Here is a 14258-nt window from a genome sequence, read left to right as displayed (position 1 = left end):
GGTGCGCCGTCGGCCCCCGAGGGCCGCTACCAACATCCCCGATTACGCGCCGGTCGCGAACGACAAGACCGTCGCCTGCGTCCGGCGTGACGTGTTGAGGACGTCGCGCAGGTCCCAGTCCTGCGTTCGCGACTTATGTAAGTAAAATCCATTATCAATAGCGCTGCTGTGACAGGGACGCCGCGATACGTTCCGCTCATCCATCCGACCGCTCAACGGACCGTTGCGCCTCTAAGGCCGCTCCGCTCGCAATGACCCCGGCGGAACCATCTTTGCGACGGACCTCAGTGACCCCGGCGGAATGCAAGGCTTCGACCAATCGCTCAAGGTTGGCACTATGTGGAACGCGCGCGCCATTCTCATACAGGGCGATAATCTGACGGCTCACTTTGGAATGACGCGCGAGATCTTCCTGGGACCATCCCAGCAGCGCTCGTCCAGCCCGGATCAACTCCCTTTCCACGTGTTTACCATCCGATCACAAATTTGTGATGATCCAAAACGATACAATTTGTTTCGTTTTGGGGCCGACGAGCTATGTTGAGGCTGCACCTACCGCAGGAGTGCAAACCACATGCTTGATATCGACCCCGAACTCGTCGCTACCGCGCTTGAGCGCAGTTCCGACTATCGCGTGCTACGCCGCCATCACCCAAGACGCCTGTTCGAGCATCCTGGCGATGCCGAAATCCGACACGGACTCCTCATCGATCTCGAGACAACCGGTCTCGATCCAAACTACCATGAAGTGATCGAGATCGGGCTCGTTCCGTTCACATACACTGTGGACGGACGCTTGGTCGCGGCTGAGGAGCCCTACGGCTCGTTCCAGCAACCATGGGGCCCGATCCTGCCCGAGATCACCCGGCTCACTGGCATCGATAGCGCCATGGTCGAGGGCCATATGATCGAGCGATCGCGCGTCGAGGCGATGGTCGAGCGGGCCGACCTTATCGTTGCGCACAACGCGTCGTTCGACCGGCCGTTTGCCGAGGACGTCTGCCCAGCGCTCAAGAACAAGCCATGGGGTTGTAGCCTCCAGCAAGTTCCTTGGGCGGCTGAGGGTATGGGAAGCAAGCTCTCGTACATCGCCAGCGATCTCGGGTTGATCTTCTCAGCGCATCGCGCAGTCGACGATTGTCAGGCGACGTTGGAATGCCTGTCCCGTCCCCTGCCACGGTCGGGCCGGACCGGCTTCTCGCATTTGCTGGAACAAGCGTTCCTCCCTGTCTACCGTGTCAAAGCGGTTCGAGCCCCCTACGAAGCCAAGGACCTTCTGAAGGCCCGGCGCTATCGCTGGGACGACGGCAGCGTCAGCCAGACACGCTGCTGGTTCAAGGACCTCCCCGAAGACGAGGTCGGACTGGAGCTCGAATGGCTACGGCGTGAAGCCTACAGATATGACGCCAACGTGCCGATCATCGCGATCGACCCGTGTGATCGCTTCTCGGCGCGGGTTTGAGCAATGAAGGGTCCATACGATTCAACGGTCGCCTCCGCTTTGTCGGACTTTACACCCGCCCAGCTGAACGCGGTCGCCGCCATCGCCGAAGACGCCACGGCTTCTGCGATCGATGAGTTGCGCCAGGATCTCTTGAGTTGGCATTGCCATCTCGCGATGTACGTCCTCGCCCAGATTTGCGTCGCCCTGTTGGCAATTCTGCTTGTACAGACTGTACTCGAGCCCGGACGCCCCAAGTTATCGGCGCAATTCGAGAACTGACGACGGCCTCGTTCGTGGTCGAGCCGCACGGAGCGGAAGAGCCCTCGCGGCGGCCGCAGCGCAAAACCCAAGGTTAAGGCGCTGAGGTGGACTCGTTGCCGCAGGCAGCGCCTTCCGAGACGTTACAGCCCGACGATACGACATCTTCACGACGACCGGACCATGATCGAAAGCATCAGGGGCTCGACCGTCATCGCAAATGACGCAACAATCAAGCTTCGTCGAACGAAGTCATACTTTTACGGCCTAAACCCAGTTGTATCGACCGCTGATTCTGCCCCTAAAGCTAGTCCGCACGTCATCTCAACTGTCGAGCCGCTTGACTCGACGATCGCCCTGCGCAGATCATGTCGCATTCGCCGAGGAGCCGGCGAACAGCCCTCATCGTGGAGACGTTGTGATGTCCTGACCGCGCTAGAGGTCGGTCCAAACGAAGAGAGCGCCCGGTCCGAAGGCCGAGCGCTCTCAAACCGGAAATGCGCCACCCCTCAAAGGCTTGCAGGCACGAGGGCAACGCATCCAAAGGAAGCCCAACACAACGGCGCATGCGCCGGGGTGACCGGGACCTCTTTGTGTAGGTTGGCACGGCCGGAGTCCGGCCGCAAGCCCCCTGCCGTTTGGTCCCCGCGCTTCCTCACGACCTTCGACCGGATCCCGCTGCCTCCACGGCGCGGAACCCGGTCGCCTTGAGACCGCAGCTGCTGCGGTCTGGCCGATTGAGGACACCCATGCCCAGACGAGCAAACCCCAAGTCCCTCCCTGTGGACGGCGGCATCGCGACCGCCGACACGACGCCCCCGGCTTCCGCTGGGCGCGACGTTACGATCCCAACCGTCGAGGAAGCGTCGGCGACGGAATGGCGATCGGTCCTGCCGAGCACGGCAGATCGCCCGCTGGGCCGTTTCAGGTCCAGCGTTTCGAACCAGGGCGTCGCGATCATTCCGGATCGGCGCAAGGGAGGCCATCCCCAACAAGTCTTCACTGAGAGCACCGGGGAAGACAACAGCCTCATGGTCCTGTCCACGCGGCACGATATCGTCGAGATCCGCGAGCAGCAGGAGGCGACCTATCGTGATGAGGAGGGACGCCTGCGACGGCACTATTTCGACTTCGTCGTCACGACCGCTGAGGGGCTCAGGATCGCCCTGGCGTACAAGCCGAGTGATCGAGTCAAAGCGCTCGACTTCGAGGCATACCTTGCCGAATTGGCGACCCGCATCTCGCCAGCCTTCGCTGACGAGATCAAGCTCATCACCGAACACGATTTCCCACCCATCCAAGTCGCCAACGCGAACCTGATCAACGACTGCCGACGCGATCAACCGAACGACGCCGATGAGGCGGTTCTGGAGATGCTCGGCGATCTGACGGGTGCCGTGCGCATCGCCGATCTTCGCGACGCCACGGGCTACGGGGGCGAGGCCTTCCGCGCCATCGTCAGGCTTATCGGGCAGCGCCGGATCGTCATGGAGGGACAGGGACGGATCGGCGGCGAAACCTGGGTTCGCATCGCCGGGGAGGTCGCGTGATGAGCCGCCAGTCCCCTACTCCCCGATACGACATCTCCGCGTTCGACCGGATCATCCTCCCCGGTGGACGGACCGTCACGATCGTCAAGCGCACCGACACGGGGTATCAGTGCCGGCCATTCGGCAGCGATCTCAGCGAGCACATCACGTACGAGGCTTTCGAGGCCGCGCGACAGCATCCCCATTACCGACACGATCCGAACTACTACACTGTATCGACATCTCAGGTTCGCGCCTACGTCGGGATCGAGAGTAGCGATCAGATTCCCGCCGAGGAGATGCCGAGCGTCATCTGGCGGGAGCACTGCGTACGCGCCGCACTGGACCTCGCAGCCCAGGATCGGGAAAAACCTCCGTACAAGGCATCCCAACGGGTCAACATGACAGCGCGAGGCCTCGCCGCCGCGATGCGTCGCGCGGGCCCGGACTTGATGCAACTCGACGTCGCGCGTCGTCCGATCAAACACGTTAAGCCCAACGGTCGAAAGGCCGCCGCAACGAAGCCCCCTGCTCCCACGAAATCGGGCCGTCCGCGTAAGGTCCGCGCGGGTCAGACGATCACGCTTCGGTCCCTCCCGTCGCCGCGCACCCTGCATCGCTGGATCAAGGCTTACGAAGCGGCGAACGGTCAGCGCTGGGGACTACGACAGTGCCACTGCCGCTGCGGCAACTATGAGGATCGCTTCGAACCCGAAGAATATGCCGTCCTCCTAGACGCTGTCCGCGCGTACCTCGATCTCAAGCGGCCGACCTATCGGGCGTGCTACGAGGCGTACGGCGATGCTCTGACAGTGATGAACACCCAGCGCGTCGAGCGTGGCCAGCAGCCGCTTCGCCGCATCGGCTTCTCGACGTATCGCGCTCACGTGCAGCGCATTCCGCTGTTCCAGCGTGATGCCGCTCGGCACGGTGTGACCTACGCCATGCGCAGGCGCGGTGGAGTCAAGCGGAGCTTCGAGGTCACGCGGATCGGCGAGCTCGTCCAAGTCGACGGCTGCAAGGTCTCACTCATGACGCTCTGCATTGAGACTGGAGCGTGGGACATGCTGACGCCCGAACAGCGCAAACTCGTTCCGCGGGATCGCTGGACTTTACTGCGTGCGATCGATGTCGCGTCGCGCTGTACGCTTGCGGCGGTATTCACGCCTTCAGAGACGACAGAGGCGGCCGTCGCGCTCCTGCGTATGATGCTCGTCGACAAGACACCGATCGCCGTAGCGTCGGGAGCGAAGACGCCCTGGCACTATGCCTGCTGTCCCTATGCGCTTGTAAGCGACGCGGGGAGCGCATTTCGCTCGGATCGTTTTCGCCAAGTCCTTGCCGATCTCGGCATCAAGTTTGAAGCGCCGCGTGTCGGGCAGCCGAACAAGCGCACGCATGTCGAACGGTCCTTTGGGACCGACCGCACGCGATTTCTCTCGATGTTTTCGGGACAAACTTTCGCGAACGTCGGGGACAAAGGCGATTACGATCCCAAGGCCAACGCAAGCCTGTTCATCGACGAACTCGCTAGGGCGCACGTACTCTACGAAGTCGACGTCTATCACAACACGCCGCATCAAGGCTTGCGCGGTGAGACGCCGCGTGCCGCCTGGCAGCGCCTGATGGAGGAAGGGGGATGCTCGCGGGGCACGCCCGGCGCACATCAGCAGCGGGGCATTTTCGGGATCCTCCTCTCTCGCACGCTGGGCAAGCGCGGGGTTCGCGTCCTCGGACTGCACTACCAGTCCGCCGACCTCGCCAAACTTCTCGCCGACAAGGGGGAGGTTGACGTGCACGTGCGCGTCGACCCGGACGATCTCGGATGGGTATCGGTGCAGGTCGACGGCGTTTGGAAGACTATTCGCTGCGCCACATCCGGCCTCGACGGTGCAACTATTACTCAGTGGTTGGCAGTCGTCGGAGCCGAACGCCGGGGGGCGGAGGTGCACCGGGCTGCGAGCCGGCCCGTCGTCGCCGAAGCGCTTCGAAGGATCCGCACGATCGCCGCACGGGCCGGACGCCGCCTGTCGATCCTCCCTCACGTCTACGACCCCGCTTTGATCGCCCGGAAGGAAGCCGAGCTTCTGCACGGCTTCACCGTGCCTGAAGACGCCACACGGCCGGAGGCGTCACCCGGCAACGACCCACTCATCGGCGGCATCCCGATCACCGGTCCCGAAGTCGAACCCCACGCATCACCCCCGACAGAACGCGTAAGGCCGCGCGCCACCCGATCGCCCGAACCGCCGCCACCGTCGCCGGAAGACGACAGCGACGACGATTCCTGGATCAAGGAGTAGTCCGGTGAGCCATCGCCCCTTCGAGATTCTCCGATCCAGCCGGTCGGAAGAGCAGCGCCGCCGCGGCGCGATTATGCAGAAGGTGCGGGACGAATACTTTCGCCCGCCCAAGCACGAGGAAACCCTGGAATACGTCGACGACATCATCGACCGTATCGTCGAGCAACGTGGCTCGAAGCCGAGCGATACCGAAAATGCCCACGAACTGACGGGCCTCGCAGTGATCGGTGAGCCCCGGGCCGGCAAGAGTACGATGCTGAAGCGCATCTTCCGCGAGCATCCCGCCTTCCCGGGCTACGGCATCATGGGTTCGGGCTGCCCCCTCGTCACCGTCGTTCCGGAGGGCCCGTGCACCCTCAACCGCTTCACGATCGACGCCTTGCGGCAGCTCGGCATGCCCGCTACCGCGATCCCCCGCGACGAAGACCGAATCCATCACCTGGTGCGTGATCACGCCCGACTGATGGGCGTCAAGATCATACACATCGACGAAGCTCACCACGTTACACAGCCTGCCAACGTCGACCAAATCAAGAAAATCCTGAACACATTTAAGTGCCTGATGATCAACAGCGAATGGCCGATCGCGTTGATCTTCTCCGGTGTTCCGGAGATCTCGCACGCCCTCAAGCTGACAAAGCAACTGAGCGGACGTTTCAGCTTCGTGCACCTAGAAAGAATCACCATCTCAGGTGATGCGCGGAAAGTGCAAGGTGTCATCCGGCGGCTGGCCGACTGCGCCGGCCTCGCGATCTCAAATCCCTATCGCAATGCCCTCGCGCCGCGCCTCATCCACGCCGGTGACTACCAGATGGGTGCTGCGATCGAGTACGCACAGGACGCGGTCGAAAACGCCCTGAAGCGCATCGCACGTGCACCTGCGAACGATGAATTGGCCGTGCTACTCCCCGAGGATTTCGCGCGGGCTTATGCACGGCGTACAGCGGCGATCGCCGAGGAAAACCCGTTCATCGCGGACGGATGGGAAGACATTCGACCACTCGCGCCACTCGATGAACCCGCGGCCGCCGATCCGTACGCCCTGCCGACGATCCGCCCCAAAACCAAATCCAGACGGAAGGGGGGCTGAGCCATGCCGCACCTTCTGCCCTTCTTGGCACTTGGAGACGGAGAGAGTCCGACGAGCTTCGCGTCCCGGCTTTCCGTTCTCCACGACGTCAATCCCGTCCGCACGTTTCTCAGCTACCTCGGTTTGAGTTTTCCGGCGCTCGCCGCTGGCGATCCTCACACGATCGACGCTCTGGCCAAACTGGCCGATGTGTCAGCCGAGGCACTCCGCGAACAGGCCATCCGGCGCACAAACGAGACCTTCGTCTACCGCAACCAGACCATGGTGCGCGCGACGATGCGGCGAAGCCGTTACTACGCCTGCCCCCACTGCTTAGCCGCGGATATCGCCGCCTCGTCGGTCAAACCGGAGATCGCCGCGTACGGACGCGCCCTGTGGCAGTTTTCGCCGATCCGAACATGTCCGGTCCACGGGGTCTATCTCGTTCAGGTCGGTCAAGCGACGCGACCCGGTGAGCTCCACGATTTTGCCCGAGGCGTCGGACAGGCGCTCACGCGACTGAATCCCCTCGTCGCCGGGGCAGTGCCTGCGATCCCTTCATCAACGGAAACCTATCTCCTCGGCCGTTTGAACTGTGAAACGTCGCGGTCCACCTGGCTCGACGGAATGCCATGGCACGCCGCTGCCAAGACCTGTGAGATGCTGGGGGCCGTCTCGATCTTTGGACCAACGCCGAGATTGCGCTCGCTAACGGATCCTAATTGGCACCGCGCGGGAAGCTGGGGCTTCGAGATCGCGCAGTCCGGAGACCAAGGGATCCGGGCCTTTCTAACCGACATACAAAGGTCCCACGCGCGGGATCCGTCGGCACAGGACGAAGCACAGGCCGTCTTCAGTCGCCTGTACCAATGGCTCGATGCCCAACCGACCGATTCCGCCTTCCAGCCACTCATCGACGTGGTCGCCGACCACATCACTGACACGATGCCGGTCGGCCCAGGTGATGTTATTCTGGGACGCTCCGTCCAGCGACGAAAGCTTCACTCGATCCGCTCCGCGTCCGTCGCACTCGGACGCAACCCAAAACGTCTGCGCAAAATCCTCGCGCAACATCGCATTATCGATGCGGCCCAATCGCATCGTGCGGATAACCTCGTCCTGTTCGACGCCGTACACGTCGACGCCATCTTGAAAGACGATCGTGCGGCGTTCTCGCTCAAGGCCGCCGAGACGTATCTCAATGCTGGACGCGTCCACACCAAGATCATAGCCGATCACGGGTTCATTAGGCCTCTATCCAATGGCGTCGTCGGTAAGGCCGTCCAGGCCCGATACGCGCGTAGCGAGCTCGATCGTTTTCTCGACGAACTCGATGGAGATGCCGTGACCGTGATGGAACGCGGGAAGCCGATATTCGACATTCCCCAGGCCGCCAAACGCGCCAGGTGCGGAGCCCACGAAATCATTCACTTGATCCGTGATCGCAGACTCAACTTCGTCGGGCGCGACCCCACCATACGGGGATATCTCGGCATCCTCGTCGATCTCGATGAGATCGAGACCCATGTGCATGGCAAGCCGCTTGATGGCCTGACCGCTCGAGCCATCGAGAAACGACTGCGCACGACGACGGCTATTGTCGTGAAGCTCCTCGACAAGGGATACATACCTTCAAGGTCTGTAACGAACCCGATCAATCGATGTCCCGTCAGAGTGGTGTCTCTCACCGATATGGCAGCATTCGAAACAAAATATGTTTTGCTGTCCGAGTTGGCTCGTGTGTTTGAGACCAATGCGTTGCAAATGGGAATCCGTCTCGATCGCGCAGGCGCGAAGCCTGCCATCTCGAAAGATGAAGCGGGGATCGATATATATCTGAGAGATGGACCGCAGTGAAATTATATTTTGATATCTAGATGGAAAAAGGCCCCGCTATGGGGCCTTTTTGCTGTCGATTTATTGATAGCGGACGAGGTAAATCGGCGCATTTGTAGGCGAACTATGCGATCAATGATGCCAAACTATGGTGGCGCAGGACAACCAGAATAGCCAAACCGCAAAAACAAAACCCAGCGAAAACAACGGCTTAGAGGAAATCTTTCGTAAAACTATGCTGTTCGTCATGGTTGTTGTAGCGTGAGGCAAAAGATGATCACTTTTGCTTCGAGGCAGGTCGTTACTGAGAGGCATAATTTGGAGAATCAGCACTGAGGTGTGGCGAGAGCCATAAGATGCTCGCAGTGGGGCTAAATCTTCACGCAGTTGGGCTGACGTTAAGCCCATAAAATCGTTGTTTCGCCCATAACCCAGCGCGATGTAGCCCATGAGCTCGTCGCGCTGGTTTTGCGAAAATCTTCAGCACCATCAACGCGATGCTCTCTCCGGGGGTGTCGCGTTGATGGTGTTTCGCCCATAAGCGCGTCGCGTTCGCGTTCTCCCCCTGCGGAAGGGGGGCAAGCTTTCTCTCGGAAGCGACGCGCTTGTGCTTCGGGCGTAGGCCCCTACCCTTCTGGTCCGCAAAGTTTGCAGCACCGGAGCGGGCCATGCCGCCACCCGATACATTCAACGCATCTGAACGCAGCCGCGAGAAAGAGCGCGCCCGGCGAGACGATCTTGCGCAGATCGCGCAGGGTGCGGATACCCCCGTCCAAGTGCGCGACCGCAACGGCCTGTTCTCGGGACTAGATCCCGCACGGGGCCGCCTGCTCGGCCGCCGTCGCATCCGGCTCGAAGACTGATCGGATAATCAGCCCCTGGCTTTCTGAAGGCGCAGTTTCAGCCGGCCTATAAAACGGCGAGCCCGGCAAGTTTGCCGCCTCGGCCACGACCACACCAGATCGATCGGCGACCTGCGATGAGGAAGATAAGCGGGTTGGACACGCGTCGCATGATGGCGTGCCATGTCCGTACATCCTGATCTGAGGGCACCGGGTCATCGACGGAATGGGTATGCCATTCGCCGACGTAGGTGTCCGTTCCGCCGCTCTCTCTCCAGGCTTCGAGTGCTGCAGCCTGATGGCCCGGATCGCAGCGATCAAATAGGGTCGGTCTTCGGAGATCTCGGGGCAGCGGTGTCGTGCAACTGCCGATTTCGACATGCGGACCTCGATAACTGCCGATGAAGATGCCGCCGGCCTCCAATCCGATCTCGTCGTCCCCGACGTACGTGGCGATGGCCCTCTCGATCTTGTGCCCAGGCAGAATCAGTCCGTCGTCGCGGGTCCGGAAAATCACGCTCTGCCACCGCAGGCAGGACAGTGGGCGAGCTTCGTCGGGCTAGCGTCCGGAATCTGAAAGGCGCGGCGGTGGTCGAGTGTGAGCGAACGGAAGCGATGGCCTGGATTGCCGTTGGCCCAATCGAGCACCAGATCGCACGCCAAGGCCGCCGCTGCGACGGAGCGAGAGACCGGAAACGGCACGTAGGCCGCGTCGCTGCAGGCGACGTTGGTCACTACCTCCAGAACGGTCTCGGGTCGTATCGCACGGAACCGAGGCGGTCCTGTTAGATCCGGCTTAAGGCATTTGAAGCAGGCGCGGTCCGCCTCGCCCGTCAGGATGCACTGCGCGACAGCGCCGTTGCCGAGAAGCCAGACGAAGAGGTGCGGGGGCAGTCGCGGTCGGGCCTGCACGGCGATCTCGTTCAGGGCGATCGACAAAGCTTCCTCACCGGTCGCGTCGATGACGAGATCGTATTGATGCCAGGGGAGCTTCTGCGCGCGAACGTCCCCGGCATATCCTTCGATCGCTAGAAGCGGCATCTGCTCGTTCAAATAGGACGCGCAAGCCTCAGCCTTGTTGCGCCCGAGATAAGGCACGCCGAGGAGATGCCGGCCGATATTGCCGGTGGTGAGAACATCCGGATCGACGAGTGACAGGTACCCGTGCTTGGCTCCGGCACCGCATTGCGCGAGTTGATGCGCGAGGAAGCTTCCGATCGTACCGCATCCGATCAACAGGACGCGCTTGTCGACGAGGCTCTTCATAGTGCCGAGATTTCGACCGAACATATAGTCGGCGTCGGCGCGCACGCCGATGGACCGATCGATCACTGTCGAGGCGGGCTGACGCGCCATCATTTCGGGCAAGCGATGTCGACGGCTCTTCAAAAATTCCGGCTTGCGCAGGTGGTTCGGTACGTCGACTTGGTAGCAGTACAGCCCATTCGGGGCTCGGACTAAGACGGTCGCGGACATCCCGGATTGTGTCTGAAGCACCGTTTCTAGTCGGCCCATAAGATCTGGCGCAGCCTTCACCAGCCAGCAATTGATGTCCGCGACGGTCGTTGGGGGCCAAGCCTCGGTGGAGGCGAAGGTCAGAGGCTGGTCGATGGAAACCACGTCTACCGGCGTGCCGTCCTCGTCGTCGCGACGCCTCCCCCGTGGCTCGGCCGCGAACCACGACTGCCCGGTCGTCACGACGAGTGCGTTCACTTCACCGCGGTCGAGCTTTGCGGGTCGGACGCGTGCTGGTCCTGAGTAGCCTTCCGGAAGGTCGACATAGACGAATTTGCTGCTCCAGTAGGACTGGAACTCGTCGGCGAAGTCGCCGTCTGAGCGGCCACGAATCGCGTCTCTAAGAACCTTTTCGGCCTGCGCAAGGCATTGCAGCACGGTGCCGTCCGGGTTGTAGCGGTCGAGGACCACACTACCCCTGCCATAGTAGCAAACCGACCGATCGACGCCGAGGAGATGGGGCAGCGTTCGATCGGGCATGGCAAAGCCGGCCTGGATGCAGATGCGCGGGTATCTGACGAAGTCGAGATCGCTGATCTCAAGGGTGACGGGGATCCGGAGACCGTCGCGATCGAGCGTGCCGGCGTAGTGCGGCACGCCGGATACCGGAGCCACTCTTTCGAATCCGCGCTGCCGCAGAGCGTCGTGGACCGCTAGCCGCGCCGCGCTCTGCCTATCAGCCACTCTGCGAGCGTCCGACCACGGGAGCGGGGACGGTCTTCTTGGGCTGCGACGTGATGGTCGCTTCGGCCCGGACGGGGATGCTGACGAGATCAGGCCGATCCGGCACCCGCTTTCCGAATGCGACGTGCATGAGATCAATCGCGCGGCGCTTCTCATCGCAGGACTCGACGGCCTCCTTCAGCCGGTCGCGCAGCCTACCGGCCTCGGCAGCAACCCGAGACCGCTGCGCGGGCGACATGCGATTGAGGTCTTCATCCTTGCTCGCCGGATTTGGCATACCCTTGGTGAGCATCCCCGGCAGTCTCTCAACGACGCGCAGCAGCCGCTCGTCCTCCCGCTCGGGCAAGAACGGGCCTCGGATCGTCTCGTAGGCGGTCCAGACGCAAGCCATCAGAATGATCGACGACAGCTTGTCGTCGTCGAGGTGATGGTGATCTCGCCACGCCTTCAGGTATCGGCAATCGCGACGGAGGCGCTCGCCGTAGATATCGACCGCATCGACAAACCACTTGTGGATCTTTCGCGGATCGGATTCGACCCAATCGTCATCGCGGTGGGCGAGCAGGACCGCGTTCGAAGGCAAATCCTCCCAGCGTTTCGGCGCGTGGTCGTATGCCTTCTCCATCTTCTGCGCCCGGGCTTCGAGCAGCACGAACTCGTGGTCGGGGATGGCATAGAGAGGAATATCGATATGTGCGTCCGGGGCGATCTCGAGGCGGACGCAGGTCGGCTTCTTGATGAGCGTCCAACCCTCGGCCTTCGCGAGTTCATCCAGGACTGCATCGACGAATTCGAAGAATTGTTCGGCCGCCCTAGACGGCTGCTCGCCCTTGACGAATGACAGGGGCAGATAGCAGCCGTCGTCAAGATCCTTCTGCTGGCTCGGTGGCCATGCGGGATCGTTGAGCGTGCGGTAGCTGCTGCTGCCCTGCGTGAAGAAGCGCGGACGCACCTCCTGACCGAAAAGATCCCGTGATGCCTTGCCGAAGGCTTCCCGCAGATGGGCGCGGACCTTCTGCTTCGCCGCCTTGAGGTCACTATCCTCAGCGTCGAGGTTCACCAGGAACGTCTCAGGGTCGGTCGTGGTGTGGAGCAGCTTCGAGACGTTCGCCACACTGGGCTCCTAGGCGAGTGCCGGACGATGCAACAGTTCCGGAGCGGATCGATTAGATAGGGTCACAATGGTCCAGTTCTGGGAACGGATCAAGAACCACCAGGCTCACTATCGACGCCATGACGTTCCAAATCCTCTCTCTCAGCGGCGGTGGCTACCGCGGCCTCTTCACCGCTGAAGTGCTGGCCCAGCTCGAGAAACAAGCTGGGAAACCGATCGGCGAATGCTTCGACCTCATCGCTGGCACGTCGATCGGTGGCATCATCGCGCTCGGTCTCGGCTTGGGTCACACCGCCGAGGAGATTCGGGACGCCTTCATCGTGGACGGATTGAAAATCTTTCCACCGCGTCCAGAGCCCCCCAAGAAGGGGATTCGAGCAAAGATTGCATTGTACCGCGCCGTGATCGGCGGACCGAGATACGACGGCTCCATGTTGCGAGAGACGGTGGAGAAAATCGTCGGCGCAGAGACGCTCCTTGGAGAAGCGCGAACGCGTTTGCTGATCCCGGCGATCAATATGACCGAGGGGCGCGTGCAGATGTTCAAGACACCCCACGCGCCCACCCTTCGGATCGATCAGCATCGCAAGGCGGCGGACATTGCCATGGCCACTTCGGCGGCTCCGATCTATTTCCCTCTCGCAAAAGTCGGTGAGAGCCTGTTCGCCGATGGGGGTCTTGTCGCAAACTCGCCAGATGCCTGTGCTGTACACGAGGCGATCCACTTCGCTGGGCAGCAAAAGGATGACATTCGAATCCTCAGTATCGGCACGACCTCAGCTGGTTTTGGCCTGCCTGCCTCCTTGGGTACGCAACTTGGTCCAAAAGAGTGGCTGGTGAACGCACGCATAGTAAACACGGTCTTTGGCGTCCAGCAGCAACTCGTAAATTTCATGATGGAACACGAGTTTAAGGATCGGTACGTACGCCTCGATAGTGATACATCTGCGGAGCACGCGGTCGATGTGGGGTTGGATATCGCGACCGAAGAGCGACGCCGCACACTCCTGGCTTTGGCTCAGGGTTGCTACCAGCGGGCGTGCAACAATCGCTTCGTCATCGACGCTTTGCGCCATCAACCTGTCGAGCCTGACTTCATGAAGGCCAGAGCCGCGCAAACGCTTTAATTCTCGGCAGTCTTTAAGCTCGAACGGGCCACACTGGTCGTTGACCACCGCATTATCTTCTTCTGGGTGGTGCACACAGCGGCTACCCAGCCGGCGTTGATGTGCATTCTTGTGTTTTCGGCCAGATGTTCAGGCGGCGGGTCTGATTGCTCTCGCTCTCATTTGCAGCAGCCGGTCAGCGCCAGTCAGTGCAGGATCGCCAAACGCTACATGAGATTGGCCTGCCCCCATTCGGTGGCCCGGGTTCGAAGTTAGTGCATCGTCGGTCGGCTGACGATGGCAGGGCGAGCGGACGGCACTGATCCGCTCGGTTCGGTTGGCCAGAGGACGACCTCCGGCGCGGGTGGCTGGTAGCCGAGCGACGAGTGCGGCCGGATGCTGTTGTAGTGCCTCCGCCATTGCTCGATCACGACGCCGGCCTCCTTGAGAGTATAGAATACCTCACCGTTGAGGAGTTCATCCCGCAGCTTTGCGTTGAAGCTCTCGCAATAGCCGTTCTCCCACGGACTGCCAGGCTCGATATAGGCCGTGGTCGAG

General features: G+C 61.5%; 13 protein-coding genes. 8 read left to right on the top strand and 5 right to left on the bottom strand.

What is annotated here, in order from left to right; all coding sequences use genetic code 11:
• Positions 1-196: 196 nt before the first annotated feature.
• Positions 197-463 carry a helix-turn-helix transcriptional regulator gene (locus BLQ49_RS23525; RefSeq protein ID WP_244507737.1) on the bottom strand — a complete coding sequence of 89 codons (267 nt, stop codon included), beginning with the start codon at positions 461-463 and terminating at the stop codon, positions 197-199.
• Positions 464-574: 111 nt separating this feature from the next.
• Between BLQ49_RS23525 and BLQ49_RS23520 the strand changes: the two genes are divergently transcribed.
• The 7 genes from BLQ49_RS23520 to BLQ49_RS29185 all read left to right on the top strand — a co-directional run bounded on the left by BLQ49_RS23520 (position 575) and on the right by BLQ49_RS29185 (position 9302).
• Complete coding sequence (locus BLQ49_RS23520; RefSeq protein ID WP_091720506.1) at positions 575-1462, top strand: 3'-5' exonuclease; 888 nt, start codon at positions 575-577, stop codon at positions 1460-1462.
• A gap of 3 nt (positions 1463-1465) precedes the next feature.
• The gene (locus tag BLQ49_RS23515) at positions 1466-1723 is read left to right on the top strand and encodes a hypothetical protein (protein ID WP_091720504.1); all 258 of its coding nucleotides are present in this window, start codon (positions 1466-1468) and stop codon (positions 1721-1723) included.
• Between the two features lie 761 nt (positions 1724-2484).
• Positions 2485-3252 carry a PDDEXK family nuclease gene (locus tag BLQ49_RS23510; RefSeq protein WP_244507736.1) on the top strand — a complete coding sequence of 256 codons (768 nt, stop codon included), beginning with the start codon at positions 2485-2487 and terminating at the stop codon, positions 3250-3252.
• Complete coding sequence (locus BLQ49_RS23505; RefSeq protein ID WP_091720501.1) at positions 3252-5534, top strand: Mu transposase C-terminal domain-containing protein; 2283 nt, start codon at positions 3252-3254, stop codon at positions 5532-5534. The genes BLQ49_RS23510 and BLQ49_RS23505 overlap by 1 nt, the downstream gene beginning before the upstream one ends.
• A 4-nt stretch (positions 5535-5538) precedes the next feature.
• Entirely contained in the window at positions 5539-6624 is a 1086-nt protein-coding gene (locus tag BLQ49_RS23500; protein WP_143012304.1) for an ATP-binding protein, read from the top strand.
• A gap of 3 nt (positions 6625-6627) precedes the next feature.
• A complete protein-coding gene (locus tag BLQ49_RS23495; RefSeq protein ID WP_091720495.1) occupies positions 6628-8460 on the top strand; it encodes a TniQ family protein in 1833 nt (610 codons plus the stop codon).
• 647 nt (positions 8461-9107) lie between these two features.
• Positions 9108-9302, top strand: coding sequence for a hypothetical protein (locus BLQ49_RS29185; protein ID WP_143012303.1), 195 nt, complete (start codon positions 9108-9110; stop codon positions 9300-9302).
• 46 nt (positions 9303-9348) lie between these two features.
• On the opposite strand, the gene BLQ49_RS23490 is transcribed toward BLQ49_RS29185, so the two are convergent.
• The 3 genes from BLQ49_RS23490 to BLQ49_RS29850 form a co-directional block, all read right to left on the bottom strand.
• Positions 9349-9798, bottom strand: a complete 450-nt coding sequence (locus BLQ49_RS23490) for a Mov34/MPN/PAD-1 family protein (RefSeq protein WP_167627773.1) — start codon at positions 9796-9798, stop codon at positions 9349-9351.
• Positions 9795-11411 carry a ThiF family adenylyltransferase gene (locus BLQ49_RS23485; protein WP_167627772.1) on the bottom strand — a complete coding sequence of 539 codons (1617 nt, stop codon included), beginning with the start codon at positions 11409-11411 and terminating at the stop codon, positions 9795-9797. Before BLQ49_RS23485 ends, BLQ49_RS23490 begins: the two co-directional genes overlap by 4 nt.
• A 61-nt stretch (positions 11412-11472) precedes the next feature.
• The gene (locus tag BLQ49_RS29850; protein WP_167627771.1) at positions 11473-12594 is read right to left on the bottom strand and encodes a CBASS cGAMP synthase; all 1122 of its coding nucleotides are present in this window, start codon (positions 12592-12594) and stop codon (positions 11473-11475) included.
• 119 nt (positions 12595-12713) lie between these two features.
• On the opposite strand from BLQ49_RS29850, the gene BLQ49_RS23480 reads away from it, so the two are divergent.
• Complete coding sequence (locus BLQ49_RS23480) at positions 12714-13721, top strand: CBASS cGAMP-activated phospholipase (RefSeq protein ID WP_091720486.1); 1008 nt, start codon at positions 12714-12716, stop codon at positions 13719-13721.
• A gap of 251 nt (positions 13722-13972) precedes the next feature.
• Here BLQ49_RS23480 and BLQ49_RS23475 read toward each other — a convergent pair.
• Positions 13973-14258: integrase core domain-containing protein (locus BLQ49_RS23475; RefSeq protein ID WP_143012302.1), on the bottom strand; the 286-nt coding region annotated here is incomplete at its 5' end.

Source organism: Methylobacterium phyllostachyos, assembly GCF_900103445.1.
Classification (GTDB): domain Bacteria; phylum Pseudomonadota; class Alphaproteobacteria; order Rhizobiales; family Beijerinckiaceae; genus Methylobacterium; species Methylobacterium phyllostachyos.
The sequence above is the reverse complement of the archived record's forward strand: the minus strand, read 5'-3'. Positions and strand labels throughout refer to the sequence as shown.

What these genes read in the sequence shown, in the direction of transcription:
- BLQ49_RS23520 (WP_091720506.1), top strand. Translation starts at nt 575, where the DNA reads ATGCTTGATATCGACCCCGAACTCGTCGCTACCGCGCTTGAGCGCAGT.
- BLQ49_RS23480 (WP_091720486.1), top strand. Translation starts at nt 12,714, where the DNA reads ATGACGTTCCAAATCCTCTCTCTCAGCGGCGGTGGCTACCGCGGCCTC.
- BLQ49_RS23495 (WP_091720495.1), top strand. Translation starts at nt 6,628, where the DNA reads ATGCCGCACCTTCTGCCCTTCTTGGCACTTGGAGACGGAGAGAGTCCG.
- BLQ49_RS29185 (WP_143012303.1), top strand. Translation starts at nt 9,108, where the DNA reads ATGCCGCCACCCGATACATTCAACGCATCTGAACGCAGCCGCGAGAAA.
- BLQ49_RS23515 (WP_091720504.1), top strand. Translation starts at nt 1,466, where the DNA reads ATGAAGGGTCCATACGATTCAACGGTCGCCTCCGCTTTGTCGGACTTT.
- BLQ49_RS23505 (WP_091720501.1), top strand. Translation starts at nt 3,252, where the DNA reads ATGAGCCGCCAGTCCCCTACTCCCCGATACGACATCTCCGCGTTCGAC.